Origin of the sequence: Vibrio sp. D54 (assembly GCF_021728075.1) — a bacterium.
In the GTDB taxonomy this organism is placed as follows: domain Bacteria; phylum Pseudomonadota; class Gammaproteobacteria; order Enterobacterales; family Vibrionaceae; genus Vibrio; species Vibrio alginolyticus.
Window position 1 is genome coordinate 91,181 of sequence record NZ_JAKKCS010000003.1, and the last position, 26,838, is coordinate 118,018.

The window sequence follows — 26,838 nt, forward strand, 5'->3', positions numbered from 1 at the left end:
CCCAGCACGTTAAATGGCTAGGTATACTCCAAAGCGGGTCGGTAAAAATTCGCGAATCAAAGCCCCTTCAGAAGGAATCGGGCAATGGGCGAATACTTTGTAGGTTCTAGGCTGCTTTGTGGTCGAAGAGTGCGGTAATTTGCTCTTTTAACGCGTGCAAAAATTCGGTATTTGGTGTGTTTTCAAGGTACATTTCATACTCTTTAGAGTTATAAAAGTACTCATGTGCAGATGCGTTAAGGATCTTACTAAAAGATAGTGTTTCCAACTCGTCTTCAAGGGAACGACTGCTCAGTTCACCATATCCTAAACCGCTATCCTCAGCGAATTGGGACTCAATGTTGCTGACATATAAAGCACAATCCTTAATACAGAACTCGACATTACTTATACGTTGCTCGATGTCTTTGAGCTGATCACTGTTCCATTTAGACTTCTCTTGCTCAAGCTTATCAATAAGCCCACTTTCACGAAGCCTTGAATTGTTATCTTTAATTCTTAGTAGCTCATCAAGCACTTTATTAAACTCAGTTTCAGCTCTAAGTCTTAAGATTTCCAAATCCTTGGAGAACAGCTTTGCTTTAAGTTCACTCGCTTGGTACAAGCCAGAGATAGCAGCATTTCTTTTAACTCCAAACATAAAAACCCACCCAAAAGATACTTATTAAAAAGTAGCACACAAAAAGCCAGATAGAAGACGCAAGGTTTTCGTCATTAGGCTACATTCTACGAACGACACTCGATTGTAGCGCAATAAACAAAATTTTCATCACCATGAAACACATACTATTTGAATGAAAATCACACAGTTACTTTGATAAAAGTATTTATTTCAGAAAGAGTAAGACGTGAGTATGTGATGATGTATATTGACGCTTCAAAACAAAAAACGCCCACACTCTACTACCCAAGTCAAACACTAATGTCAGAAACTGGACAAATCACTCACTATTTACAGTAATAAGAAGTCACTGTTTCATTGAAAATCAAAGTGTCAACATAAAGATGGGAAGTAACCGAATAATAGACGGCATCGCTGATGAAACGTTAGAATGCCACTACTTTAATAATCTTCCATAATATTTATGACCGACGCTGATATTGAGCTACAACACCTTTGGTTAGAAGTCCAAGCCGAACGCTGGCAAAACCTGCCACGCTTTTTATTCAGTTACTACTGCTACAAGCACAACCTTGTCAGTAAAACCAACAAAGTTTGCTGGGAGACGGCACGTGCAAAACTGCGCGCTTCAACATCAATAAAAGAGCGAAAAAACGCGGTGGTTGAACCGTTAGTCTCTGAGGAAACCGTCGTTGGGTTATTGAAAACCATCAGCAAAGATGGGGAAATGACGTTTGACGTGATGGTAACCACACTTAATACGTTTTTGCACTATGTTGTGATTAGCAAGGAAGAAAAAGCGCAACTTAAATCAAACATGCCAGCTAGTTGGTATCAGCAATCGAACAAGTCGCCTTTGGCACGTTTCGAGCAAGCTGGCATTAAGCTACCAGAGTGATATGTCAGTCATCGCTGAAGATAAACACAAAAGACAAGCGCCTACAATGAGGCGCATTTGATCAAAAATTGAGGTGCCCCTAAACAAAAGTGCAAAGTGACCAACAAAGCAAAAGTTTGGTTATTCTTGAATGCCTCGAATGCGTACATTACGTCTACGTAAAACTTCTAATGTCACGAGCAAACACACCGACATAAAAATCAACAACGTAGCGACCGCCAATATGGTCGGACTAATTTGCTCTCGAATTCCTGACCACATCTGCCTCGGAACGGTTTTTTGTTCTGCCCCAGTCAGGAATAACGCCACCACAACCTCGTCGAACGAAGTGCCAAAAGCAAACAAGCCGCCAGATATCATCCCCGGACGAATCAGCGGAAAGGTAATGTGTCTGAAAGTATAAACAGGGCTTGCTCCTAAGCTAGCCGCCGCTTTTACCAAGCTATGGTCAAAGCCGCTTAACGTCGCAGTAACGGTAATGACGACAAAAGGCGTACCTAACGCAGCGTGTGCCAAAATGACGCCTAAATAAGTTTGTGATAAGCCAAGGCGTGTGTAGAAAAAGTACATCGCAGCAGCAGAGATAATGACTGGTACGATCATGGGCGAGATCAACAGCGCCATAATCGTATTGCGAAAAGGCAAGTTACTACTTGCTAAACCCAACGCCGCCAGAGTTCCCAGCCCTGTTGCAACGAGTGTCGCCATAAAAGCAATGAACGTGCTATTTTTCAGCGCCAACAGCCACTGATCACTAGTAAACATTTCTTGATACCAGCGAGTAGAATACGCTTCCGAATCAAGGTTTAACATCCCCTCGGTAAAAGTAAAGTAAGGCGTTGCATTAAACGATAACGGGATGATGGTCAGAATTGGAGCGATTAAAAAGAACAGCACCAACCCACAAAAAGCTAAGTAACCTGCGTAAGCAACTCGCTCTACTTTTGATGCATAGTTTGGTAATGCCATGGTTATCCTCCTACCTTAAGGTTATTAATACCAACCACACGGTTGAATATATAAAACAGAACCAGTACAACGAACAAAAGCAGTCCACCCAATGCGCCAGCCATCCCCCAGTTCAGTGATGTCTGCATATGATAGGCAATCATATTGGAGATCATCTGTCCGCTTCTTCCACCAACCAAAGCGGGCGTAATGTAGAAGCCAATAGAAAGAATGAAAGTAAGCAAGGCCCCCGCACCTATCCCCGGTAACGTAAGCGGCATATAAACTTTGATGAACGCAATGAAAGGCGTCGCGCCTAGAGAACGAGCGGCACGGAAATAAGTTGGGCTAATTCCTTTCATTACGCTATACAGAGGCAGGATCATAAAAGGCAACAGAATGTGCACCATAGACACCACCGTTCCGAAGGTATTGTGAATCATCTGAATTCGCTCAGAAGTAAAACCCGACCAAATAAGGAGATCATTAATGACCCCTTGGTTTTGCAGCAGAACAATCCAAGACGTGGTTCTGACTAACAATGATGTCCAAAATGGCAGCAGCACAATAATTAAAAGTAAGTTCGCGCGCTTATCAGGTAAATTGGCAAGCAGGTAAGCAACGGGGTACGCCATCACCAAACAAATTAAGGTGATTGAAATAGACATCCAAAAAGTTTTAAAGAAAAGGTCGACGTATATTTGGCGTTTTTCTGGTTGGGGCTCAATGTCTCCAAACTCATTCACTTGCAAGTCTAGCGCTGCAAGATAGTGACTGAATGTTAATGCGCCACTAAGATTCTTAAACGCCGCCCAATATTTAGGATTAGTCCATCGCTTATCCAGCTTAGCCAACTGTGTCACCGAGCTCGGCAGCGACGTCAAACGAGACAACTTTCTGCCGGTTTTCATGAGTAAACTGCGCATACCAGACTCTTCAATATTCATCCGGTTGGCTATTTTCGGCAGCTCTTTGCTTTGATAAAGCGCAAGTACTTCAACAGAGAATGCCTCAATGACTTCTTGATGAGGCTGACCTTGATAATCCCAACTTTCTAAGGCTTGAATAGTTTGTGGTAGTGACAGGGATATTTCTCGGTTATCCACGCTTCGATAAAGCATGTCGAGGATAGGAAAAGCAAACGTAAGCAGAATAAAACACACCAATGGCGTTGTGAGCATAATGGAGCGAAGCTTTTTTCGGCGCTCGGCCTTTTGCAACTGCGCTTTCAAATTGGTTTCTTGCTCATGAACTTGGCGTTCGATTTCCAATACAGAATCTAATGCGGTTAGCTCTCGACTCATGCTGCTACCTCGCTACTTTGAGTTTGTGTCCCATCAAGAGCATGGCAATCGTCACTTTGCCAACCAATACGACAAATTGAGCCAGGCGTTAACTGCAAGTGTTTACGATTATCGTTAGGTACTTTAACGATGAAGTGACCAACGCTCTCTACTTCGACGACCAGACGATAATGATCACCGTGATAAATCAATTCTCGTAGGACGCCCGAGACTTGGTTCTCACAAGACGCTTTCTCTGGTTGAATAACAATCTTTTCTGGTCGAATGGAAAGTGTTGTTCTCTGCCCTTGCTCAGAGACTCTGACAGGTTTCGCAGTAAATAACTCTTTCCCAACGAGCACTTGGCAATACTTTCCGTTCCACTCTTTGACTAAACCTGAGAGTTGGTTGTTTTCTCCGATAAACTGCGCAACAAACGTATTACTCGGAGATTCATAAAGCTCGGTTGGTGTCGCGAGTTGTTGCACTTCGCCGTGATTAAAAACCGCAATACGGTCGGACATAGTGAGAGCTTCGTCTTGATCGTGCGTCACATACAAAATGGTAATGCCAAGCTTTTCATGCAAATGTTTAATTTCCATCTGCATTTGCTCACGCAGCTGCTTATCTAACGCGCCTAGTGGTTCATCCATCAACACGAGTTTAGGCTCAAACACTAATGCTCGCGCTAACGCAACACGCTGTTGTTGACCACCTGATAACTGCTTCGGGTATCGAGTCGCAACATGCTCAAGCTCGACCATTTCTAATACACTCTGAACTTTGCTTTGAATCGTGTCACTGTCGAGTTTTCGCACCTTTAAAGGAAACGCAAGATTCTCAGCAATGGTCATATGTGGAAACAACGCATAGTTTTGAAACACCATACCAATATCGCGCTTGTGCGGCGCGAGATGATTGACAGGAACGCCATCGATATAAATGTCTCCACCGGTCGCAGTTTCAAAGCCTGCTAGCATCATCAAGCAAGTGGTCTTGCCCGATCCTGACGGCCCCAACATAGTAACGAACTCTCCAGGAGTAATATCTAAGTTGAAGTCTTTCACCACCAAATTCGTGCCATCGTAGGTTTTCTTAACGTGTTGAAAGCTGACATAGTCCTTGTTTTCCGTGCTCATGACTTCCCTCTTCTCATTTTTTGAATATTACGAATGAGTAGAGCGTCAGTTAACGCTCTACTAAACAGCACAATTACAGATTGTATTTGGATAGGTCTAAGCGGGTTTCTAACGCATGTTCAACCATTTGAATGACTTGTTGACGCTCTTCACCTTGTAAGAGTTGGCGTGGCGCACGAACTTGTTCAGAGCCACGTCCGCAGACTTGCTCGGCCAATTTTATGCACTGAACCAGCGTAGGAATGGTGTCTAAACGCAGTAGGGGTAAGAACCAACGGTAGATCTCTAACGCTTCAGCATAACGACCTTGGCTTGCCAGTTTATAAATCGCAACGGACTCTTCTGGGAATGCGTTGGTTAAACCAGAAATCCAGCCGGTCGCACCTAGCATCAATGACTCAAGAGCGATGTCATCAACACCACTGAACACGGTAAAGCGGTCATCAAATTTATTGTAAAGCTCGGTGATACGACGAGTATCAGTGGTCGACTCTTTGATAGCTACAATACTTTCAAACTCAGCCAGTTTCGCCATGATATCGAGGTTTACATCGACACCATAAGCAACCGGGTTGTTGTAAATCATGATTGGCATTTCTGGCGTTGCTTCTGCTAGCGTGCGGTAATATTCGAACGTTTCGCTCTCAGACGTGCGGTAAACCATGGCAGGCATCACCATACAACCATCGATACCAATTTTGTACGCATCCTGCATGTAATCAACAGCTGCTGTGGTAATAGACTCTGCTGTACCAGCAATCAAAGGCACACGGCCATTTACGACTTCTTTTGCCGCTTGCAAAACCTGGCGTTTCTCCTCCGGGTACAACGCGCAGTTCTCACCGACAGTACCCAAGCAGATAATGCCATTCACACCATCTTTAATCTGGTTGTCTATAACGGTTTGCGTTGCGTCTAAGTCAATTGACTGATCTTGACGAAATTGCGTACTGACCGCCGGATAAACACCTTTCCAATCAATTTTCATGAACTACTTTCCTTATATGTATATTGTATGCAATTTAAATGAACGAGCGAAAATGCTCAGGCATGGCTATCTATGCCATTTTCTAACAACACCGCCTTTACAGCGGCCAAATCAGCCAAAGCACTGCCAACTGATTTGTATAAAGTAATGACCTCATCGTTTTGACGTCCTGAGATTTGTTGGGCGCAAAGCTGCGGTAATTCCCCTTTGATATCGTCTGACGTGAACACGCCCTCTTGAATTGGAATGAGAAGATCGCCCGCTTCGGCTAATACATTAATACGGCTATCAACATACACCTGTGCTCGTTGCACTGCTTTAGAGTCGCATTCACGCTTGTCCAAATCATGATTACCGACCAAATCAATATGGGTGCCCGGCTGCACGTCTGCGCCATTAAACAAAGGCTCTGCTGATGCGGTAATACAGCTGATGATGTCAACGTGTTTGATAACGTGGTCCACTTTTTCTACGACTGAAACACGGAACCGACGCTCATCAGGAAGCGATTGATACTCTGAAGATGACACAATGGCATCTACCGTCGCCTCGGCTTTGTCTGAGTTACGCCCCCAAATATAAACCTGCTTAAGTGGGCGAACCGCAGCGTATGCCCACGCAAAATAAGGCGCAAGATTGCCCGTTCCGAAGATCAACAGACGATCAGCATCGGGACGCGCTAAATAGTCCGCTGCCAACGCAGAAGCTGCGGCGGTGCGCCAAAACGTTAAAACTTTACCGTCCACGAGTGCGAGCGGCTCACCATCGTTTCGTCTGAAAACAAGCAGCTTAGATGCAAGCGTATCTTTGCCTTGCTCGGGATTATGCGGGAAATACGTAAAGGCTTTCACCGCAATCAACTCCTGGTTCCAAGCTGGAAGTAGCGCAAACGCCTCGTATTCTCCCTCTTCTAAGGGCATGACTCGGCGTTGAGGTATTGTTGCTGGCCGCGAGTACATTTCACGCATCGTTTCAATAAGAGACTCCATTGTTAAACATTGCGCGACTTGCTGTGCTTCGATGACTTTCATTATTTCTCCGAAAACATAAATACGGTTGAGGAAAAGTACGGAACCTCGCTTATGGATGAAAACTCGGCCCCATACAAAAACTAACGCCTAGTTAAGCAGCCAGGTGTTGAACTCTTCATTGAGTTCATCCGCGTAGTCTGACCACCATTCATCGTTAATCAGGAAGGCGGTTTGGAAGTTTTGAGGTGCGGTAGGAAGGTTCGCTAAAATGTCTGGGTTCACCTCCGCCGAAGACGACTTACGCGTAGGCCCATAGGCAACGTACTTAGCTTGATCAGCTAATGGTTTTGTTCCTGAAGAAAAAGCAATAAAGTCCAATGCAAGCTTTGTGTTCTCACTCCCTTTAGGTATCGCCCATCCATTCATGTAACCCATTTGACGGTCCCATATAATCCGAAATGGTTGACCTTCATCTTTACGGGCATTGTGGATTCGGCCGTTAAACGCCGAGGCGATCACCACTTCTTTGTCTGCAAGCATTTGAGGTGGCTGGGCACCTGTTGTCCACCACAGTACTTCTGATTTGATCGTATCCAACTTAGCAAAAGCACGCTCACGCCCCGCTTCGGTTTCGAGCAGGCTGTAGACCTCTTCTGGCTTTACACCATCAGCCAATAGTGCCCACTCAAGATTGCCCTGAGGTTGTTTTTGCAATGCACGTCGACCTGGAAAAGTTTTTAGGTCAAAAAGATCGGTCAACTTGCTAGGCGAAGCCTTACCTTTAAATGCGTCTTCGTTCACCGCTAATACTGTGGACACAACGATGGTATTGATTGCGCATTCGTGAATCGCACCATCAATGAAATCCTCTTGTGCTGGTGTTCCATCTGCACCCGGAGGCAAAATACTTGGGCTCACTGGTTCTAGTAACCCTTCGGCGCAACCACGAACAATGTCTGGCTTGTCGAGAGAAACCAAATCCCAGCGCACGTTGTTCGCTTCCACCTGCGCTTTAATTTCGGCTAATCCGCCGCTGAAATCCTCGGATACGATCTCGACACCTGTTTTTTTAATGAAAGGCTTGTGATATGCCTCCACTTGGCTCTTGGTGAATGCACCACCCCAAGATACGACCGTCAATTTGTCTTCAGCATAAGCAGAGGTCCCCAACAGCATTCCTGAAATCAACAGCGCCAATGGTGCTTTGGTCATTCGTGACATGTTTTACTCCTTTTGGTTGTTTTCTGGAGGCATCCGAATACGGCTGTTGGACACCATCTTTGTTAAAATTAAGTTAACATTAGCATTTAATATATTTTATACAATATTTAATATTAAATTTTTCAGGCGAATCGTTGTAGTGAAAAAGGTGAAAGATCAATCGATGTCGGCTTTCCTTCGATAAGCTCTAAAAGGAGATCTGCCGTAATCGCCGCTTGAGTTAATCCAAGGTGTTGGTGGCCAAATGCCAGTAATACATTTCCATCCCAAATGCTATCAATAACCGGTAACGAGTCGACTGTTGAAGGCCGATTACCCATCCACTTTTCTCCTTGCTTGAGTGGATTTAACTCCGATTCAAACATCTCATCACCTAACTGAAAAAGCATTTCTGAACGTTTCATATTGGGTGGTGATTCTACATCGGCATACTCAACAGTGCCTGCCAAGCGTAGCCCGCCAGACATCGGAGTCATGATGAATTTTCTATCTGCAGAGCTAATAGGAAATGGCAGTACATCACGCTTGTCATCCACCATTAGGTGATAACCACGCTCGGCTTGAATAGGCACTTTGACTCCGGTTAGCTGCCGTATCAAAGGCTTAGAATGTACACCAGCAGCAACAATGATTCGGTCAAATGAATGTGTTTGAGACTCAACCAGCACATCGCCATTTTTCGCCAACGCAGATACACCTTTTTGTAAAACCTTACCGCCAAGAACTTCAAAAGCTTCACTTAGCTCAGCACAGAGCTGATAAGGGTCTAGCGTATGACCGGTTTCGGGAAAAAAGACTCCGATACGAACCTTATGGCTGAGATCAGGTATCCGCTCTCGAATCGCCTCTTGTGTCCAAACTTGATGCGTCACGCCGTTTTTAGCCAGTGAGTTAAGCGTACTTTGATAATTCTGAAACAGTTTCTCGTTTTCAAAAGTGAGCAATGAACCATTCATTTTTATTAGATGCGCTTTTCCGATTGAATCAAGCACGCCACGCCAACTTGCCACTGACCGCTCGTTAAGACTCTTAATCGCGTTTTTTGCCTGCTCCGCAGCTGATGGCTTTGTTTGTAATAGGAAACGAATCATCCACCCGATTGTGTTTGGAATATCTTGCCAACGGATCGAAACCGGACTTTTGGAATCTAGCAGCATTTTAGGTAATTGTGGAAGCAGCGCTGGCGTTGCAAGAGGGAAGATTTGCTCAGTCGCGATATGACCTGCATTTCCCTTAGAGCATCCATTCCCCACGCCATTGGGATCAAAAATCGTGACTTGATAACCTTGCTGCTGCAATTTCAAGCCAATTGATAAGCCAATAATCCCCGCACCTATCACAGCGATCCTTTCCTTTTTAGTTTCATCCTTGACCAACATAAATATGCTCCGAGTCACACTTGAAAACGTAGATTGTATACAATATATTTTACATTACGTTAACATCACTATTGTTTAATTCAACCATTTTTTCAGCAAGGAGCGAAAAATGAGACAAGGAACTTTTTTCTGTATTGATGCCCACACCTGCGGCAACCCAGTTAGGCTGGTAGCAGGCGGTGTGCCTCCACTCGAAGGCAATACCATGAGCGAAAAGCGCCAATACTTTCTTGAGCATTATGATTGGATTCGTCAGGCACTCATGTTTGAGCCTCGCGGACACTCAATGATGTCGGGGTCAGTTGTCTTGCCTCCTTGCAGCGATAACGCAGACGCTTCAATTCTGTTTATTGAAACCAGTGGCTGCTTACCAATGTGTGGCCACGGCACCATTGGAACCGTCACTACCGCTATCGAGAATCGCCTTATCACTCCCAAAAAAGAAGGCCGTTTGATACTTGATGTCCCAGCAGGACAAATCGAAGTGCACTACCAAACAAAAGGTGACAAGGTCACGTCAGTGAGGATATTTAACGTACCAGCTTACCTTGCCCACCAAGACGTAACCGTGGACATAGAGGGCTTAGGTGAGCTCACTGTCGATGTTGCTTATGGCGGAAACTATTACGTAATCGTCGATCCTCAAGAAAACTATGCCGGACTTGAACACTACTCTCCAGATGAAATTTTGATGCTTTCACCAAAAGTTCGCGAAGCGGTATCTCGAGCGGTTGAGTGCGTACATCCAGAAGATCCAACAGTATGCGGTGTTTCTCACGTGCTATGGACCGGAGAGCCCACTCAAGAAAACGCCACCGCCCGAAATGCTGTGTTTTACGGCGACAAAGCATTGGATCGTTCGCCATGTGGTACGGGAACAAGTGCACGTATGGCGCAATGGCATGCAAGAGGCAAACTCATTCAAGGGGAAGACTTTGTTCACGAAAGTATCATCGGCAGCCTATTTCAAGGACGTATAGAAGGCATTACCGAAGTGAATGGCAAAGCCGCTATTTTGCCAAGTATTGAAGGATGGGCACAAGTATACGGTCACAACACGATATGGGTAGACGATGAAGACCCATATGCGTACGGATTTGAAGTGAAGTAATAAGGATAGTAAGGAAGAATGATGACCCCACAAGAACCAACCACTTTTTACGCAGTCAACGCCTTTACTGGTGAGCCTCTACCTATTGCGTTTCCGGTACATGGAGAGCAAGAAGTTAATCAAGCCGCCTCAGCCGCCCAAAACGTTGCGCGTGAGTTTCGCCAACTAAGTAATGCAAAGCGAGCGAGCTTACTTTGCTCTATCGCCTCTGAATTGGAAGTGAAGAGTGAAGAAATCGTTGCTCGTGCTCATTTAGAAACTGCCCTTCCCGAAGCACGTTTAAGCGGTGAAATAGGACGTACCGCGAACCAATTAAGACTATTTGCCGAGGTTGTGAGAGCGGGTAATCACCATCAAGCAATTTTCGATACGCCAAACCCAAACCGTCAACCACTGCCAAAACCAGATATTCGCCGTCAACAAATCGCAATTGGCCCTGTCGCCGTGTTTGGTGCGTCTAATTTTCCGCTCGCATTTTCTACTGCAGGTGGTGATACGGCTTCGGCACTGGCTGCTGGCTGTCCTGTGATTGTAAAAGGCCATACCGCCCACCCTGGCACCAGTCAACTTGTTGCAGAGTGTATTGAGGCTGCACTGGAGAAAGAGTGCTTACCGCAAGCCATCTTCACGCTATTGCAAGGCAACAAACGCGCACTTGGCCAAGCACTCGTTACCCATCCAAAAATTAAAGGGGTTGGGTTTACAGGTTCCGTCGGTGGTGGCCGTGCGCTGTTCAATCTAGCTCAGCAAAGACCAGAGCCAATCCCCTTCTATGGTGAACTAGGGGCGATTAATCCAACATTTATTCTCCCTTCAGCCATACGAGCAAACGCCTCATTGGCTGAAGAGTTTGTGGCTTCTATGACTTTGGGCTGTGGACAATTTTGTACAAAACCAGGCGTTGTATTTGTCTTGAATAGCCCAGAAACGCAAGCCTTTATCGAAATCGCTCAAGGGTTAATTCGACAACAATCAACGGCCACTTTGCTAACGCAAGGAATCCGAGAAACGTATGAATCCGAAGTGGATAAGCGAGCTTCCGAAACAGGCATTAACGTCACTCGTTCTGAACAAGCAGAAGTGACCAATGTCGCACCAGCACTGTTCGTGACGGACAGTAAAAACTGGCGTAAAAACCCGCAATGGGAAGAAGAAATATTCGGTCCTCAATCGTTGATCGTAATCTGTGAAGATTTCGATGACATGTTGAAACTGAGTGATTCACTGACTGGCTCGCTCACCGCAACCCTTCACGCTACCGCTGAAGACGAAGAACAAGCCAAGCAACTGCTTCCAAGTTTGGAAGAAATCGCCGGACGCCTTGTATTCAACGGTTGGCCAACTGGCGTCGAGGTTGGTTACGCTATGGTTCATGGTGGACCATATCCGGCTTCAACCAATTCTGCCTCAACATCTGTCGGGGCAGAGGCTATTCATCGTTGGTTGCGTCCCGTCGCTTATCAAGCTTTACCAGAATCTTTATTGCCGGATTCATTAAAAGCGTCGAACCCACTTGGTATTCAACGCGCCATAGATGGCAAAGTTTCCCAATAAGCTCACCAAATGGCTCAAAAAGGCATCAACTGATGCCTTTTATTTCACTCTACTTCTCAAAACCTTCTTTCCTAGTTGGTTTGTGCCAGAAAAACAATAAACTACTAAAGTAAAATGGATTGGATACAATATTAATTTCACGGGAGACTTCAATGTCACAGAAACCTGTTTTTAAAACGCGCACTCAGCTCGTTGAGGAAGCAATTCGAACTCAGATCTTGAAGGGCGAGTTAAAAACTGGTCAACCTTTACGTCAAGATGCGTTAGCAAAAGAGTTTAATGTTAGCCGAATTCCTGTGCGTGAAGCGTTAGTTCAATTGGAAGCACAAGGACTCGTTAGCTTTGAACCTCACAAAGGTGCGACGGTCACTGAGCTATCTCCAGAGAAAATCAATGAGCTATTTGAACTGCGCGCTGTCGTGGAATGCCACATTTTAGAGCGCGCGATTCAAAATATGACAGACGCTGACCTTGAACGCGCGCGCGAAGTTCGCGAACGTTTCGAGTCAGTAGTGAACAGTGGCGACGAAGTAGAAGAATGGAGCAACTACAACTACGAGTTCCACAAAGCCCTATATGCGCCAGCCAACATGCCTGAAACTATGGACGTCATTTACAACCTGAACACAAAGTGTGACCGATACATACGCATGCAGCTATTGTTTACTACAGGCATTAAAAAGGCAGAAGAAGAGCACTTAAACTTGTTTGAAATGTGCCAAAATCGCGATATCGAAGGCGCCAAGTACCTGCTGAAAAAACACATTCTAGAAGCGGGCACAGCGATTCGAAACCTGCTGCTTGAAAGGCAAAATATCAGCCAGTAAACGGAATAACGAATAAGGTGATATTCAAGGATGAATGTTGGACCAAAGTTTTTACTCGCAGCGCTACGACAAAAGATTAAAGAAGAAGGGCTTTGCTACAATTCCTTGTCAGAGAAAAGTGGCATCCCTTTATCTAGTATTAAACGCCACCTACATAATCCAGCTTTAGGTTTGGATAAAGTACTTATTTATCTGAACTACCTGAATACCGATCTCATCGAACTCGCAACCTTAGCCAACGAGCTTCAGCACCAAAACGAGCAAATGCTAACAGATGAAGAGAGCGCCCTTTTCGTTGAGCATCCTTATTTACTTGATTTTATTTATATGCTGACTTCTCGTGATATTAAACCGCAAGAGATAGCCCAAACTTACGGACTTTCTGATACAAGCTTACGATTCTATTTGCGTATCGCGGAACTTCTAGGATATGTCGAAAACTTCGGAGACGGCTTGTTTTACCGTTCTGGTCGTCGATTTATTATGGAAGAAGGTACGGCATTAGACACCTTATTCAAAGAGCGATTTCAACAAGATTCGCTTTCTCATGATATCAACCCAGGCGTATGTATAGGTCGCATTAGGCTCACCGAAGAGCAGAAAGTGCAAATAGAGGACGAGCTTTGTAATAAATTAGCGAAACTTAACGCAGTTAACACTTCCAACAATGAAGGTGAACTAACAAATATATTAATGCGCTGCACTCCCGGTGCTCAGATATTTTTCGCTGATGATTTACCTAACATTGACGGAAGCCTATTAAAGCACGTCGCTCAACTCACTAAATTAAGTTAAAGCATCAGAAAATAAATCAAACAAATTCCAGATAACATCATATACCCCTACCAAACTATTGATTCAAAGCGTTTCCTGAATCTAATTCTGATTTTTATTTAGCAAGCATCGCTTAGTCAACTAAGAACTTGTCTTAATTTCACACTTATTAATTGTCTTGTTAGCTCTTTTGAAATAGACAGAAAACTTAAGTAATGACTAATTTAGCTTAAGGATAAAAGACAACTTTTTTACGTTATTTACCTCACACTATTTAACTATAAATTTGCAGACGAACAAATTAAATTAATACATTCACCTAGCTAATAAAAACAAAAGCAAAACACATAATTATAATTCTATTATTTATAAGGACATAGAAAAGTGAAATTTAAGTATTCTTTAGCAACGGCAGTCACTCTCGCATTATTACAAGGCTGTGGCGGTGGCGGCGGTGATGGTTCATCACCTACTCCGTCCACTAGCAGTGCAAACGGTCCAACATGGAAAGCCGGTGATTTTAGCCAACCGTCGAAAACGTTTATCAGCCAATGTGAAACGCCCCGCGTCGGACTGGACCCATATGACAACTATGCCGCCTATCCAGATAAATTGGGCTCTGCATTACACGAAAAACTCTTTTTAAGAGCTTTTACTAACGAAACGTATCTATGGTATGACGAGGTTCCTGATAATAATCCAGCAAACTACAAAACTGTTACTGATTACTTCAATACGCTGGTCACCTCTGCTACTACCGCGACGGGTAAACCAAAAGATCGCTTCCATTTTACCGTCCCTTATGAAGATGATATGAAATCATCGCAATCCGGTTTAGTTGCTGGATTTGGTTTTAACTGGGCATTCCTACGTGGCGTACAACCTCGAGACGTTCGTATTTCCTACACTGAAGAAGCCTCGCCAGCTGATAGAAGCGGCATTGCTCGTGGTGATAAGCTTCTGAAAATCAATAATATTGATGTGGTTAACACCAGTAGTCAGTCCGACATTGATTTTATTAACAAAACGCTCTTTAACCCTGACATCAATCAAGATTACACCTTCACATTTGAGAGTGTTGACGGTCTAGAGAAAACCGTGACGCTTACCGCCTCTGATGTCATGACCTCTCCAGTTAAAAATGCCAAAATGATTACACACAATGGTATGCGGATCGGCTATCTGCAATACAACTCCTTTGAACCAAGCGCTCAAGCCCCGCTTATTGAGGCGTTCAGTACGCTCTCAGCAGAGAATATTGACGAGATCGTCGTTGATTTACGTTACAACGGCGGTGGCTTAGTCCTTCAGTCCTCGCAAGTAGGCTACATGCTAAGCGGTGCTGGTCAGAACCGAGTCTTCAGTGAGTTGATTCACAATGACAAAGTGATGCGTACCATTAAAGATGGGGATAACATCTATCGCTTTACAAATCTAGCAATAGACTGGGCAGCACAGAAATATTCGGACCAAGTGCTTCCGACACTGAACAAAAAGCGCGTATATGTACTGACTTCAGGAGGCACGGCTTCCTCAAGTGAACTGTTAATCAACGCTTTGCGCGGCATTGATGTGGAGGTTATCCAAATAGGCTCAACAACCACAGGTAAACCGTATGGGTTCTCACCAGAACAAAACTGCGGCACTATGTACTACACTATTCAGTTCAAGTCGGCGAACGAGAAAAAATTTGGCGACTTCGCTGATGGTTTTATTCCTACTCCAAAGAGCCAAATCAATACCGAGCTAGGCTTAAACAATAGAGTGGAAGGTTGCTGGGTCAATGATGACCTAACAAAACCATTAGGCGATCCGTCTGAAGGTATGCTTTCTGCGGCGCTAAACTACATGGAAACAGGAACCTGTCCGCCAGTATCCCCTTCAAGTTTCAACGCCATGCCGCGTAACATTTCATCTCCGGAGTTAAGCGATCTTCGCTCTCCGCTACGAACAGAGGCAATTCATGTTGAGATCAACTAACTTTTTACGAATGCTGATTCGGGTTGCGCTTTTCTTAGGCACTTCGATTTCTTTGATAGGATGCCAAGCTATGTCACAAGAACCCGTTGAAGCATTGAGTAAAAAGAACTCTCCGGAAACAGTCATAGAGATTCAAAACGCGATCGCAGAAATCCAAGGGACACCAGCACCTAGAATCGCAAATAACGTATTTGAATCCTCACCGCATGTGTTGATTGAAAAAGGACGAGTAAAAGGGAAAAACAATCAACTGTTGGATGGCAGCTATACGGATCTTCCAGACCAATATACGTTGCAGATAAGAGGTGAAACCTGTGGCTTGTACTATGCCAAAACAGATACTTTTGTCTCTCTCAGTTCACTAGATTGTGAGCCCATCATTAAGTTTTAGATCTCCCAAAATAGAAGCCCGCTGATATCAGCGGGCTTTCTACTTTATTGCTCAGCGTGAAACGGTCAATGTTACTTTAATTCAATCCATGCTTTACGCTGTTGTTTATCCATGTATGACCAAGCTACAAACCGGCTCACTTTCTGTCCTTGACTCATTTCAACCACACGAATGGCTTTCACACCCAATTTTTCAAGCTGCTTGCGCATCGGGCGAACGTTGTCTTTTTTGGATATAAGTGTTGTAAACCACAAGACCTGCGCAGCAAAAGCTTGGCTTTCATTCGCCATTTTTCGGATAAACGCCGCTTCTCCACCTTCACACCACAACTCAGCGCTTTGACCGCCAAAATTCAACGCGGGCTTACTTGTCTTTACTTGTGCGGTTTGAGGTTTTAGCCCTTTCTTACGCTGGTTTGCTTTTAGATTATCGATTTTACGCTGGCTGCCCATAGCGGCATCTTCCGCCGAACGGTGGAATGGCGGATTACATGTCGTCACATCATAACGATCATTCGGTTGAATGATACCTCGATAAATATTGGCATCATTGTGTTGCTGTATCAGTGCAATTTTTCCCGTCAAAACACGATTGTGCTCTACGATCGTTTGAGCCGATTGGATGGATTTTGGATCGACATCGCTGCCCGTATAGTGCCAACCGTATTTTGTTACACCAACAATCGGATAAATACAGTTTGCTCCCACGCCAATGTCCAACGCTTTCACTTTTTGGTGCGCGTACTGACCTTTTACTTCACTATCAAGTAGTTCTGCCACTCGGTGAATGTAATCAGCGCGGCCCGGAATCGGTGGGCAAAGGTAGGTGTCGGGAATGTCCCAGAACTCGACACCATAATACGCAGCAAGCAATGCTTTATTGAGCATTTTAACAGCATTAGGATCAGAGAAGTTTATGGAGTCTTCCCCTTTCGGATTTTTGATAACGAATGGCTTTAACTGTGGTTCACTTTCCACGAGTTTTTTAAAATCGTAACGACCTCGATGAACATTACGCTCATGCAAACCATTCTTCGCTATTTTTATGAACTCGACTTCGCTCTTTCCTGCAGGCTGCGAGGATTTGCGCGCAACTTTGTCTTTAACACGCTTCGGCTTGGCTTTATTCGCGTCTTTATTCTGACCCGCCATTGAAGTCTTTGGCTTTGCTTGCTTCGCGTTGTGATTATTGTTCTTCATTCAAATTCGCTTTTAAATCGAGGTAAATCATAAACAAACGAGCATCAAATTCGAGTTGGTGATACTCAGGCTCCATATAGCAACATAGCTGATAGAACGCCTTGTCGTGGTTTTTCTCACGAGTATGCGCCAACTCATGTACCACCAGCATTCTTAATAGTGGCTCGGGCGCATCCTTAAATACATTGGCAATGCGAATCTCGTTTTTCGACTTCAGCTTGCCGCCATGGTTTCTACTGATAACACTGTGCAAACCAAGCGCGTTGTTTACCGCGTGAATTTTCTTATCGTAGACAACTTTACTGATTGGCGCGGCTTTCTTCATGTAGCGGTTTTTGATTGCCATGGCGTACTCATAGAGCGCCCTTTCGCTTTTGATTTGGTGCCTATCGGGATAACGTTTTTCGAACCAAGGAACAAACTTGCCACTCGCTATCAATGAGCTCACCTGCTCTACGATGTTTTGTGGGTAGCCTTGAATGTATCGAAGTGACGGATGCATAGAGTTAACGTCTGTTATGACAAAATAAAGGCGCTCAATATACCTGAGATAAAGGACAGTTTCACCTTAGCTTTCGCCTTTCATTTATGACGAAAGGCCGTTAAACTTCGCCTCCCAATGATAATGGAGAGAAATTCAATGAAACGTGTCGTTCTTTACGTCAAAGATAAATGCCCTCACTGCAAAGATGCTCAACGTTATCTGGATTCGAAAAATATTAACTATCGTTTGTGCAATGCTAAGATGCAACGCGGTCGCAAAGAACTTGATGCGCTTGGTGCTCGTTCAGTGCCTGTTTTAAAAATTGGTGATCGGGTAATGATTGGCTGGAACCCAAAGAACTTCGAGAAGATGTACAAAAGCGACTAGTGCTCGGACGATGAATCTGCGCTGCGTTTAAACGTAGCGCTTGATAAAGTCGATAAACGTTCGATCTGCTATTGATAGGTACCCCTGCTTGCGCCAAGCAAGTGCCAGATCCAGCGTCACTGGTGGTTCAAACGGTAAGCCAACAACGCCCGACTCATGTTGAGTCACCAATTCCAGTAACGCGGTAATCGCAAACTCTTGTTTTACAATACTCAAAATCAAAGGCAGTAAGTTGGTCTCGAATGATGACTTCATGGTAAACCCATGCTCCTCACTCACCTGATCCAAAAATTCGCGGTGAAAATAGCCATGCTGAAACATAACCAAATCGTGTTCAAAGAACTCATCAAAAGTAAGAGCGTGTCGCTGGGCTAACTCATGCTCAGGTGAAACAACTGCGACCATTTGGCTAGTAAACAAATGGTCAGTTTCTAGGTCATCAGGCACGTTATCACAACTGATCACACCGATATCGAGTTGACCATTGAGCAGCATACGACGAATCGATTGAGTCCCAGCTTCGACCAAGGTCAATTTTAACTCCGGGAACTGGCTTTTAAACGCCATCACAATTCGTGGAAAGAAATAACTGCCCATCATTGATGGCGTTCCTAGTCTTACTTCGCCTTTCGCTAAGCCTTTCAACTCATCAATCGCGAGCTGCGCGTCGTGCAACTGTTGAATCACCCGCTTAGCATGTACAAGTAACGTTTCGCCCTCTTTCGTTAAGCTGATTTTTTTATCATCACGGCGAAATAGGGTAACGCCCAAAGACTGCTCAAACTTTTTGATAGAAATGCTTAATGCGGGCTGGGCAATATGCAGGGCTTTCGCCGCATGGGTAATGTTTCCATGTTCAGCGACCGCCAGAAAATGTTTAAGTTGTTTCGATTCCATTAGATCAAAAATATATGGTGTCCATATTTTTAATATATTTTTTTAATTTACAACGAACTGATAGATTGATCACAGTCTCTCCATTTGCTCACATTAGGCAGGATTCATGGTCAGTTTTGGCACACCGGAATACAAACGCATTACGCTCTCGCTAGCGCTTGGTTCCTTCTTGGTTTTTTCAAATTTATACCTACTACAGCCAATGCTGCCCACTTTTGCCCAAATTTTCACGATCTCAGAAACGCAAGTGAACTGGTTATTTGCGGCCTCAACACTCGCTCTCTCTTTTAGCCTCGTTCCAATGGCTGTGTTGTCAGAATCAGTGGGAAGAAAGCCAGTCATGATGGCTGGTCTGTTTTCGATTCCTACCCTTTCCGCTTTGATGCTATTTGGTGACTCATTCCTGTTTTTGGTGGTATGTCGAGCACTGATCGGTGTCGCGCTCGCCGCTTTTGCTGCGGTCGCCGTGGCTTACATGGCAGAAGAGCTCGACAAGCACGCTTTCTCGATGGCAATTGGAACGTACATTGCGGCTAACTCATTGGGCGGTATTGCAGGGCGTATTAGCGGCGGCTTATTGGCGGACAATTTCAGTGTTGATGTCGCCATTGAGGTTATGATGGTGTTCACTCTTCTTGGTGTCATTGGCGTTCACTATTTATTGCCAACACAGCGCAACTTCACCCCGTCATCAAGCAGCTTGCGCCATCAAAATCGTGCGCTTATTGGTCATTTTAAAAACCAACGCGTGTGGTTCGCGATGCTGATAGGAGGACTCAACTTTGCTTTGTTCGTCAACCTTTACTCCGTCATGGGTTTCCGTCTGGTGAGTGAACCTCACAATGTGCCCGTCGGGTTGGCCTCACTGATCTTTATTTGTTACTTGGGAGGGACTTTCTCCTCTCGTTGCGCAGGCCACTGGAGTAAACGTTATTCATCAATCCTCGGTATGTTCTTAGGCGCGATAGTGAGCATGGCGGGGATGTGGATTGCGGCGGTTGAAAGCTTGACTGCAATGCTATTTGGGTTGTTGCTGATAAGTTTTGGTGCCTTCTTTACTCATACCCTCGCCTACGGTTGGGTCGGTCAGAACGCCACTCGTGCCAAAGCCACCGCGACAGCGCTCTACTTAGTACACTACTACGTAGGCGGTAGCTTAGGAGGATTCTTACTTCTTTATTGTTGGCAGCATGGAGGTTGGTCGAGTGTTCTTATGGGGGGAAGCGCCGTCTACCTAGCAATGTTTGCTGCAATTGCGTATTTGAAACACATTGCCGAAAGAAAGCATACTGACCAAACACCTGACACTGCGAGTTTAAAGAGTAGCTAAGGTACGCTCATTTACGTAATACCTCTCTGGTTACTTGGATAACCAACTCTGCTATGCTTGCGCTACTTTAATAAAACCAGAAAGTCGTATGTCAACGCGTTCAACACAAAACACAGATATCGAAGCGATCACTCAACAGGTCAACCAATGGCTCAACGATGTGGTAATCGGGCTCAACCTTTGTCCGTTTGCTGCCAAGCCGCAACGTAATAAACAAATCAAAATCTTTGTTAGTGAAGCGACTCAAGAAGAAACGCTTCTTGAAGATATTTTATTGCAACTGATTGAGCTGAGTAACACAGAGCCCGAACAGCTTGAGACCACGTTGGTTGTGGTTCCCAACATGCTACAAGATTTCTGGGACTACAACTTTTGCATAGATTGGGTTGAAGGATTAATTAAGCAGCAAAACTGGGAAGGTATTTTCCAAGTAGCGACTTTCCATCCTGATTACTGTTTTGGTGGCGCAAGGCCTGAAGACGACGAAAACCTGACCAATCGTTCTCCTTACCCGATCTTCCATTTGATTCGCGAAGAGAGTATGGAAAAGGTACTAAAACACTATCCTGATCCTGAATCCATTCCCGATACGAACATCGCTCGTGTTTCCTCCCTTTCAGAGGAAGAACGTAAAAAGCTGTTCCCTTACCTATTTCGTTAAGCACCACTATTCCCCAAAGGCAGATTTATCACCAGTTAGATGCAATGCCCTTGGGGTTCAAAGTGCGGTTTGGTATCATTGCCGCTTCAATCGATTCAATGGAAATTAGAATGCAACTGTCAAAGCTAACCCAAGAGATTTTTGATCACTTATACCGTGATATCACCGAGTTCCGTAGTACGTTCGACTTACCAGTCGCAGACGCTGCAAGCCTTGATACGCAAGCAGACACACTACACACCTCTTTGGCGATCGAAGAGCTAACAGAGCTAGCAGAAGCAGATTGTAAAACTGAGCAAGCAGATGCCATCGTAGACAGCGTGTATGTATTAATGGGCCGTCTCGTTCATCTTGGCCACAGCAAAGTAGAAGACAATCTGGCGATCAGCTACTTAATTGATCTTCTATTAAACGTTGCGGTAAACCGTGGTATCGAGTTTATTCCTTGCTGGGATGAAGTACATTCAAGCAACATGAGCAAAGTATGCCGTAACGAGCAAGAGTACTCAGAAACAGAAGCATTCTACGCAGAACAAGGCATCAAGTTGATGGCGGTGCAGAAAGGTGAATACATCATCGCGAAATGCGCCGAAGATTTCGTATCGGAAGGTAAAACCATTCGTAAAGGCAAAGTACTCAAATCTGTTTACTACCGCCCAGCAGATCTAAAACCGCTAACTCAGTAAGCGTTGAGTTTGGCTTTCTCGATTAAAAAAACGACCTCAAGTAGGTCGTTTTTTTATTGTCCCTAAATACTAATCAAAGATTAAATAAGGTTGCTCATCTACGATGACCTTTTTGACTTGAGTATTGAACACTTCCCCGAGCGCTTCTTCCGTTAGCACAGTATCGGCACTTCCTGATGAGTGCAGCACACCGTTGTTAAGCAGCAATACTTTATCTGCGTGCTTTAATGTGCGATTGAGATCGTGATTAGCAACCAATACTCCAATTCCCTGCGCCGCCATAGCGTTAATCAATTGATAGAGCAGACCCTCTTGCGCAATATCTAACGGTGCTGCTGGCTCATCCAAAATTAAAAACTGCGAAAAAGGATTAATGGTACGCCACACCTGCAAACATACACCTGCTAATCGGACACGCTGCCACTCACCACCGGATAATGTTTGAATACTGCGATGAAGCTTATCTTGCAGTTGTACCAGCTCCACCACCATATTGACGGCATCACGCACTTTGATATCCGCAATCTCAGCGCCACTCGGCAGAGATAGGGCTAGATACTGAAACACATCAACATTAAACGCTGGGCGCGATTGCTGACACAAATAACCTCGAACATGAGCTTGCTCTGACAACGGTAAAGTAAGCAAGTTTTTGTTGCCAACGTACACTTCACCACTCATACCCTCTCGGTAGCTTAACGTACCAGAAATCGCAGCCAATAAAGTACTCTTACCGGAACCATTAGGCCCAACGATATGTACGATTTCGCCAGCTTTGCATTCAAAAGAAAGAGGCAATAATCGACTACCAACCGACATATGTTTAACGTGCATCATGACTCTTCACCAGCATCCAGATGAAAATAGGTGCGCCAATCGATGTTGTCATGACACCTAAAGGTAACTCTGCGGAGTCCAATAACAGTCTTGCGCCGATGTCAGCAAATACAAGCAACGCAGCACCAGATATTGCAGAAAGTGGCAATAAATAACGGTTTTCCGTACCAAAAGCCAAACGCAACAAGTGCGGGACCACCAAACCAACAAAACTGATGATGCCACCCAAAGCGACTGAACTACCCACCAAAATAGAAATGGCGAGGATCAATTTCCAACGCATTTGATGCACATCGACACCCAATTGGGTCGCATGAATCTCACCCAGCATCAATTTATCAAGCGATTTGCCTTTACAACATAACCAGATGAGCACCGGTAACATCACCAAGGTAACGGTATGGTGATACCAACTTGCACCGCCAATACTGCCCATTAACCAATACATCAGTTGGCGTAAACTGAGATCATCACTAAAGTAAAATGCCCACGTCACAATCGCGCTCGATAAAATACCCAATGCGACCCCAACCAAAAGCAATCGAGCCGTCGTCAGGTGCATTGCCCTTGCTATCGCCACCAAAACAAACGTGAATACCATCGAGCCTGCAATCGCTGCCAACATAAAAACAATCGGGGTAGGAAGAACAGGTGACGCGAACATGATTAAGACCATTGCTAAGCTTGCACCACCAGATATACCAAGCACGCCAGGTTCAGCCAACACGTTCCCAAGCAACACTTGTAACGTCGCGCCAGATACCGCTAACGCAGCACCAATAATTGCCGCAGACACTAGCCTCGGTAAACGCAAGTCCACCAATAACTTCTGTTCAAATGCAGATAAGGATTGATAAGGAGAAAGGAAAATTTCTCCGACCATCAAGTGAATGGCAGAGAGTACAGCGAGCACGATCGACATAACCATCAGGTTACGTTGCCAGCGTCGTTCCTTGTTCAGGATAAGTTGTTGAAAATCCATAGCGGCCGATAAAAACAAACGAGGCTTAACCTTACAGTTAAGCCTCGGTAAATTGCAATTAACTTCTCAAAGCAATGTTGGATTAATCGTAAACCAACTCACCCTCTTCAAAACGGGTTTTCACTTCACAAACCATCAGAGCTGCACGTTGACCTATTGCGACGTGGCGGTTCGGGAAGACAATCGCTTCGTTTTCATTCTTCGCCATTAATGGTTTGTCGCCATCATGACCAAACACTTCGCCGTGTACAAATGAGGTGAAGTTTTCAACATTGTCGTCGAACATAAAGTCAAAGTCTTCGTTCAAACGAACGATTGTGCGACTTACGCGATACTTAATGCATGGTTTTGGTAGGTGTTCTGGCTTCGTTTCCGCAATCAAATTACGTAAAGACAAATCAAACGCGGTCAGTTTATCGAGGTCATTTTCACCAATACGAGCCACACGTCCAAGCTCCATCGTGAGAGCCTGCGCACCAAAATTCTCGGCACTGTACCAGCTAAACGTGCTCGATGGTGAGTTTGACAGGAGCACTGCTTCAATGTGTGCACTGTCCAAGAAATCGATCAATGCCTTGCTGCGCACAGGATGACGAGTCTTAGGACTTACTGCAAACGTATAGTGCTTCGAGCCTCTAATCGCGCAGTGTAAATCAAGGTGCCAGCGTGTTGTCGGGTCGGTATCCTGATAAAAATCTCGAACAAGCAGCTTAAGCGTATCTGCGATAACAAGCTCTTTTGTCTGTTTGTGTTCTTTTTCGTCAAACAAACGGTTGAGGTTTTCTTCAAGGAATCGCGTGTGCGCCAGAGTGGACTCTGGGTGAGCGATAATGAACAGACAACGGGTATCGACCGTCTGGAACCCAGATTCTATGTCTTGAATAATGGAATCCACCAGCTCCATCGGTGCGGTTTCATCTCCGTGAACCCCACAAGAGATGATGATGTTCTTCGTATCCTGAGTATAATTCGCAGGGATTACTTCTAATACACCACGCTGATAGAGTTTAAGTTTTACACCGTTAGAAAGCACCTGCTCCGCTGGTGCAACATCAATATGAACATCTAACGTGTCAGTTAAAAACGATTGGCGAAAGAGAGACTTCGTCATGCGTTACTCCTTAATAGCACGGCGGATATGTTAATAAATTGTACAAAGGATTTTTGTTGCTGCGATCTCACTTATGAGTAGAAATCACTATTTCCCTCGAAAATCCGATGCCTTTTCGCGCCAGGCACTCAAATCAAGCATTGAGGCGTTTAATTTTCAAACAATTACAAAGTGTTAGGGCTGTGAACTTTACCACAGCCCTGATTAAGATCATTATGATTTGATCAAATTTTTGTAGCTATAAAGCAGATTATGCATCAACACTGCGAAAAACTTAGCCGCGCTGTGCGAGCAAACGCTCAAACTCATCGACTTTTTCACGCACTAGCTCAACACTCTGCTGCCAAAACGTTGGCTGGGTTAAATCCATCGACAGATGCTTTTCGACGACATCTTCCGCCATCATGCAGCCTGTATCGCGCAGCAAATTGATGTAATCGGTGTAAAACGCTTCGCCTTTGGTTTCTCGCTGTGCATAGATACCCTTGCTAAACAAGAAACCAAATAGGTATGGGTAGTTATAAAAGCTCACGCTATCAATAGAAAAGTGCAGCTTGCTTGCCCAGAAGTACGGATCCGGTTCGCTCATTACGTCGCCATACCATTCTTTCCAAGTTTCTGACATCAACTCACAGAATTCATCTGCGGTTAACTCTCCATCCTGGCGGCGTTCATAAAACGATTTTTCAAACTCGTAGCGAACCGGAATGTTGATCATTAAAGCTAGCGCAGATGACAACTCTTCCCACAACATCTCGAGCTTTTCATCAACGCTCTCAGCTTTCGAAATCAAATGATCACGAACGATGTTTTCTGCAAAGATAGAGGCGGTTTCTGCTAACGTCATTGGGTAGTAAGTTTGGCAAAGTGGCAAATCACGAATAACCCAGTTATGGAACGCATGGCCAAGTTCATGTGCCAGAGTCATAAGGTCTGAACGGCTGCCACTCCAAGTCATAAACACAAGTGGTGTTCGCGTTGCTGGCAGTTTGGTGCAGTATGCGCCAAGACGCTTGTTAGCATTTGGCGCGGCATCAATCCAACCATTTTGTACCATCAAACGGACAAACTCCGACATCTCAGGGTTTACTGTTTCAAATGCTTCACAAATAACATCAATCGCTTCATCAAAATCGTAAACCTTCGCTTCACCGCTCAAAGCAGGCATAGCCGCCAGATGATTCCAAGGTTTCATCTCATCCAGACCATGTACTTGCGCCATCAATAAACCTGCTTTCTGACCAATAGCTCGACTGTCTTTGGCTACGGTCATCATCGCATTTAAAGTTTCAGCTTGGATTCGGCTACCATGCAAACTCGGCTCTAGGAAGTGAACTTCACGCTTCGTAGAACGCTTTTTGTTTTCAGTTAAGCGCCATCCTGCTAACGCATTCAAAATCGCAGCGAATGATTCTTGATGCGTTTGCATTGCATCTTGTACGCCTCGCCACGCGGCTTCTTGACGCTCGAATTCAGAACCATAAAGAATGCTTGCCGCTTGAGAAAACCCAAGCTCTTCACTCTTACCATCTACATACTTAAGCTTCACTTTCAATGAGCCAGTCAGGTTATCGTATAGGTTACCCCAAGCCGATTTGCCATCCACACTCATCGCAGCCAGTAACTGTTCTTCTGCGTTGCTAAGACGAGTATCCGCCAACTTTCTAGAATTCAAGATAGAAAAAGCTTGCCCACTGATATCAGGATTCTCATGGTCTAACACGCGCAAGATAAACTCTTCGTCGGCATGAGTTAATGTCAAATCAAAGGGACTGAACGCTTGGGAAAGCTCCGAAAAGATGCGGGTCATTTTACCAAGTAACGATTTCGCTTCGGCGTTTGTTGCATCAACAGAAGCATAACAACTCGCAAAATTTGCAACTGTGCCCGCTAAACGACTCGCGGCTTCATTGGTTAAAATCGCATTTTGCATGATCTCTACGTTGCCACAATCTGCTGATTGTTTATTCAAAAGATCAATACATTGTTCCACAAGAGCAATATCGTCTTGAATTCGTGGGTCAGAAAGGTCGTTATAAACGATGGACAAATCCCAACTCGGCGTTGTCATTTCTATATTTCCTTTTTATGTAACTGAGTCAATTTTCGCTTCCTGCACCTAGCAGATGGGCTTCCACTGACATCTTCCGTGACTATGCCCGTAAGCAATATCGTTCT

General features: G+C 44.7%; 26 protein-coding genes. 11 read left to right on the plus strand and 15 right to left on the minus strand.

Annotated features, from left to right (window positions below; all coding sequences use genetic code 11):
* Positions 1-106: 106 nt before the first annotated feature.
* A complete protein-coding gene (locus tag L3V37_RS05020) occupies positions 107-640 on the minus strand; it encodes a hypothetical protein (protein ID WP_054574080.1) in 534 nt (177 codons plus the stop codon).
* Positions 641-1,085: 445 nt separating this feature from the next.
* Between L3V37_RS05020 and L3V37_RS05025 the strand changes: the two genes are divergently transcribed.
* Positions 1,086-1,520, plus strand: coding sequence for a hypothetical protein (locus tag L3V37_RS05025; protein WP_237305941.1), 435 nt, complete (start codon positions 1,086-1,088; stop codon positions 1,518-1,520).
* Between the two features lie 120 nt (positions 1,521-1,640).
* Here the strand turns inward: L3V37_RS05025 and L3V37_RS05030 are convergent, their stop codons facing one another.
* The 7 genes from L3V37_RS05030 to L3V37_RS05060 all read right to left on the minus strand — a co-directional run bounded on the left by L3V37_RS05030 (position 1,641) and on the right by L3V37_RS05060 (position 9,449).
* Complete coding sequence (locus L3V37_RS05030) at positions 1,641-2,489, minus strand: ABC transporter permease (protein ID WP_237305942.1); 849 nt, start codon at positions 2,487-2,489, stop codon at positions 1,641-1,643.
* A 2-nt stretch (positions 2,490-2,491) separates the two neighbouring features.
* The gene (locus tag L3V37_RS05035; RefSeq protein WP_053350407.1) at positions 2,492-3,772 is read right to left on the minus strand and encodes an ABC transporter permease; all 1,281 of its coding nucleotides are present in this window, start codon (positions 3,770-3,772) and stop codon (positions 2,492-2,494) included.
* The gene (locus tag L3V37_RS05040) at positions 3,769-4,890 is read right to left on the minus strand and encodes an ABC transporter ATP-binding protein (protein ID WP_005377849.1); all 1,122 of its coding nucleotides are present in this window, start codon (positions 4,888-4,890) and stop codon (positions 3,769-3,771) included. Before L3V37_RS05040 ends, L3V37_RS05035 begins: the two co-directional genes overlap by 4 nt.
* Positions 4,891-4,963: 73 nt before the next feature.
* The gene (locus L3V37_RS05045) at positions 4,964-5,878 is read right to left on the minus strand and encodes a dihydrodipicolinate synthase family protein (RefSeq protein ID WP_005377851.1); all 915 of its coding nucleotides are present in this window, start codon (positions 5,876-5,878) and stop codon (positions 4,964-4,966) included.
* Between the two features lie 56 nt (positions 5,879-5,934).
* Positions 5,935-6,909, minus strand: coding sequence for an ornithine cyclodeaminase family protein (locus L3V37_RS05050; RefSeq protein WP_237305943.1), 975 nt, complete (start codon positions 6,907-6,909; stop codon positions 5,935-5,937).
* A gap of 87 nt (positions 6,910-6,996) precedes the next feature.
* Entirely contained in the window at positions 6,997-8,070 is a 1,074-nt protein-coding gene (locus L3V37_RS05055) for a polyamine ABC transporter substrate-binding protein (RefSeq protein WP_237305944.1), read from the minus strand.
* Between the two features lie 122 nt (positions 8,071-8,192).
* Positions 8,193-9,449, minus strand: a complete 1,257-nt coding sequence (locus tag L3V37_RS05060) for an FAD-binding oxidoreductase (protein ID WP_237305945.1) — start codon at positions 9,447-9,449, stop codon at positions 8,193-8,195.
* 109 nt (positions 9,450-9,558) lie between these two features.
* On the opposite strand from L3V37_RS05060, the gene L3V37_RS05065 reads away from it, so the two are divergent.
* The 6 genes from L3V37_RS05065 to L3V37_RS05090 all read left to right on the plus strand — a co-directional run bounded on the left by L3V37_RS05065 (position 9,559) and on the right by L3V37_RS05090 (position 16,086).
* A complete protein-coding gene (locus tag L3V37_RS05065) occupies positions 9,559-10,560 on the plus strand; it encodes a 4-hydroxyproline epimerase (RefSeq protein ID WP_085569553.1) in 1,002 nt (333 codons plus the stop codon).
* Between the two features lie 21 nt (positions 10,561-10,581).
* Complete coding sequence (locus tag L3V37_RS05070; protein WP_237306021.1) at positions 10,582-12,114, plus strand: aldehyde dehydrogenase (NADP(+)); 1,533 nt, start codon at positions 10,582-10,584, stop codon at positions 12,112-12,114.
* A gap of 152 nt (positions 12,115-12,266) precedes the next feature.
* Positions 12,267-12,941: a GntR family transcriptional regulator gene (locus tag L3V37_RS05075; RefSeq protein ID WP_053303155.1), complete on the plus strand. Its 675-nt coding sequence runs from the start codon at positions 12,267-12,269 to the stop codon at positions 12,939-12,941.
* A 30-nt stretch (positions 12,942-12,971) separates the two neighbouring features.
* Positions 12,972-13,736 (plus strand): transcriptional regulator, encoded by a 765-nt coding sequence (locus tag L3V37_RS05080; RefSeq protein ID WP_213868419.1) that lies wholly within the window; start codon positions 12,972-12,974, stop codon positions 13,734-13,736.
* 363 nt (positions 13,737-14,099) lie between these two features.
* Positions 14,100-15,695 (plus strand): S41 family peptidase, encoded by a 1,596-nt coding sequence (locus L3V37_RS05085; protein ID WP_237305946.1) that lies wholly within the window; start codon positions 14,100-14,102, stop codon positions 15,693-15,695.
* A gap of 70 nt (positions 15,696-15,765) precedes the next feature.
* Positions 15,766-16,086 carry a hypothetical protein gene (locus tag L3V37_RS05090; RefSeq protein WP_025766761.1) on the plus strand — a complete coding sequence of 107 codons (321 nt, stop codon included), beginning with the start codon at positions 15,766-15,768 and terminating at the stop codon, positions 16,084-16,086.
* 71 nt (positions 16,087-16,157) lie between these two features.
* Here the strand turns inward: L3V37_RS05090 and rlmF are convergent, their stop codons facing one another.
* Entirely contained in the window at positions 16,158-17,285 is a 1,128-nt protein-coding gene (gene rlmF, locus L3V37_RS05095; protein ID WP_237305947.1) for a 23S rRNA (adenine(1618)-N(6))-methyltransferase RlmF, read from the minus strand.
* Entirely contained in the window at positions 17,272-17,787 is a 516-nt protein-coding gene (locus L3V37_RS05100; RefSeq protein ID WP_005377870.1) for a M48 family metallopeptidase, read from the minus strand. Before L3V37_RS05100 ends, rlmF begins: the two co-directional genes overlap by 14 nt.
* Positions 17,788-17,925: 138 nt before the next feature.
* Here L3V37_RS05100 and L3V37_RS05105 point away from each other — a divergent pair, with 138 nt between their 5' ends.
* Complete coding sequence (locus tag L3V37_RS05105) at positions 17,926-18,156, plus strand: glutaredoxin family protein (RefSeq protein WP_213903527.1); 231 nt, start codon at positions 17,926-17,928, stop codon at positions 18,154-18,156.
* Positions 18,157-18,183: 27 nt separating this feature from the next.
* Here the strand turns inward: L3V37_RS05105 and L3V37_RS05110 are convergent, their stop codons facing one another.
* Positions 18,184-19,053, minus strand: a complete 870-nt coding sequence (locus L3V37_RS05110) for a LysR family transcriptional regulator (protein WP_109168432.1) — start codon at positions 19,051-19,053, stop codon at positions 18,184-18,186.
* 106 nt (positions 19,054-19,159) lie between these two features.
* Between L3V37_RS05110 and L3V37_RS05115 the strand changes: the two genes are divergently transcribed.
* The 3 genes from L3V37_RS05115 (at position 19,160) to L3V37_RS05125 (ending at position 21,730) form a co-directional block, all read left to right on the plus strand.
* Positions 19,160-20,383, plus strand: a complete 1,224-nt coding sequence (locus L3V37_RS05115) for an MFS transporter (RefSeq protein ID WP_130546034.1) — start codon at positions 19,160-19,162, stop codon at positions 20,381-20,383.
* 88 nt (positions 20,384-20,471) lie between these two features.
* A complete protein-coding gene (locus tag L3V37_RS05120; protein WP_130546033.1) occupies positions 20,472-21,044 on the plus strand; it encodes a DUF1415 domain-containing protein in 573 nt (190 codons plus the stop codon).
* A gap of 110 nt (positions 21,045-21,154) precedes the next feature.
* Entirely contained in the window at positions 21,155-21,730 is a 576-nt protein-coding gene (locus L3V37_RS05125) for a nucleoside triphosphate pyrophosphohydrolase family protein (RefSeq protein WP_005377875.1), read from the plus strand.
* Positions 21,731-21,799: 69 nt separating this feature from the next.
* Here the strand turns inward: L3V37_RS05125 and btuD are convergent, their stop codons facing one another.
* From btuD to L3V37_RS05145, 4 genes are all read right to left on the minus strand, one after another.
* Positions 21,800-22,567 carry a vitamin B12 ABC transporter ATP-binding protein BtuD gene (gene btuD / locus L3V37_RS05130; protein ID WP_237305948.1) on the minus strand — a complete coding sequence of 256 codons (768 nt, stop codon included), beginning with the start codon at positions 22,565-22,567 and terminating at the stop codon, positions 21,800-21,802.
* Complete coding sequence (gene btuC / locus L3V37_RS05135) at positions 22,554-23,549, minus strand: vitamin B12 ABC transporter permease BtuC (RefSeq protein WP_237305949.1); 996 nt, start codon at positions 23,547-23,549, stop codon at positions 22,554-22,556. The genes btuD and btuC overlap by 14 nt, the downstream gene beginning before the upstream one ends.
* A gap of 82 nt (positions 23,550-23,631) precedes the next feature.
* Positions 23,632-24,660: a succinylglutamate desuccinylase gene (locus tag L3V37_RS05140; RefSeq protein ID WP_005377878.1), complete on the minus strand. Its 1,029-nt coding sequence runs from the start codon at positions 24,658-24,660 to the stop codon at positions 23,632-23,634.
* Positions 24,661-24,934: 274 nt separating this feature from the next.
* Positions 24,935-26,731 (minus strand): M3 family oligoendopeptidase, encoded by a 1,797-nt coding sequence (locus L3V37_RS05145; protein ID WP_237305950.1) that lies wholly within the window; start codon positions 26,729-26,731, stop codon positions 24,935-24,937.
* Positions 26,732-26,838 lie beyond the last annotated feature (107 nt).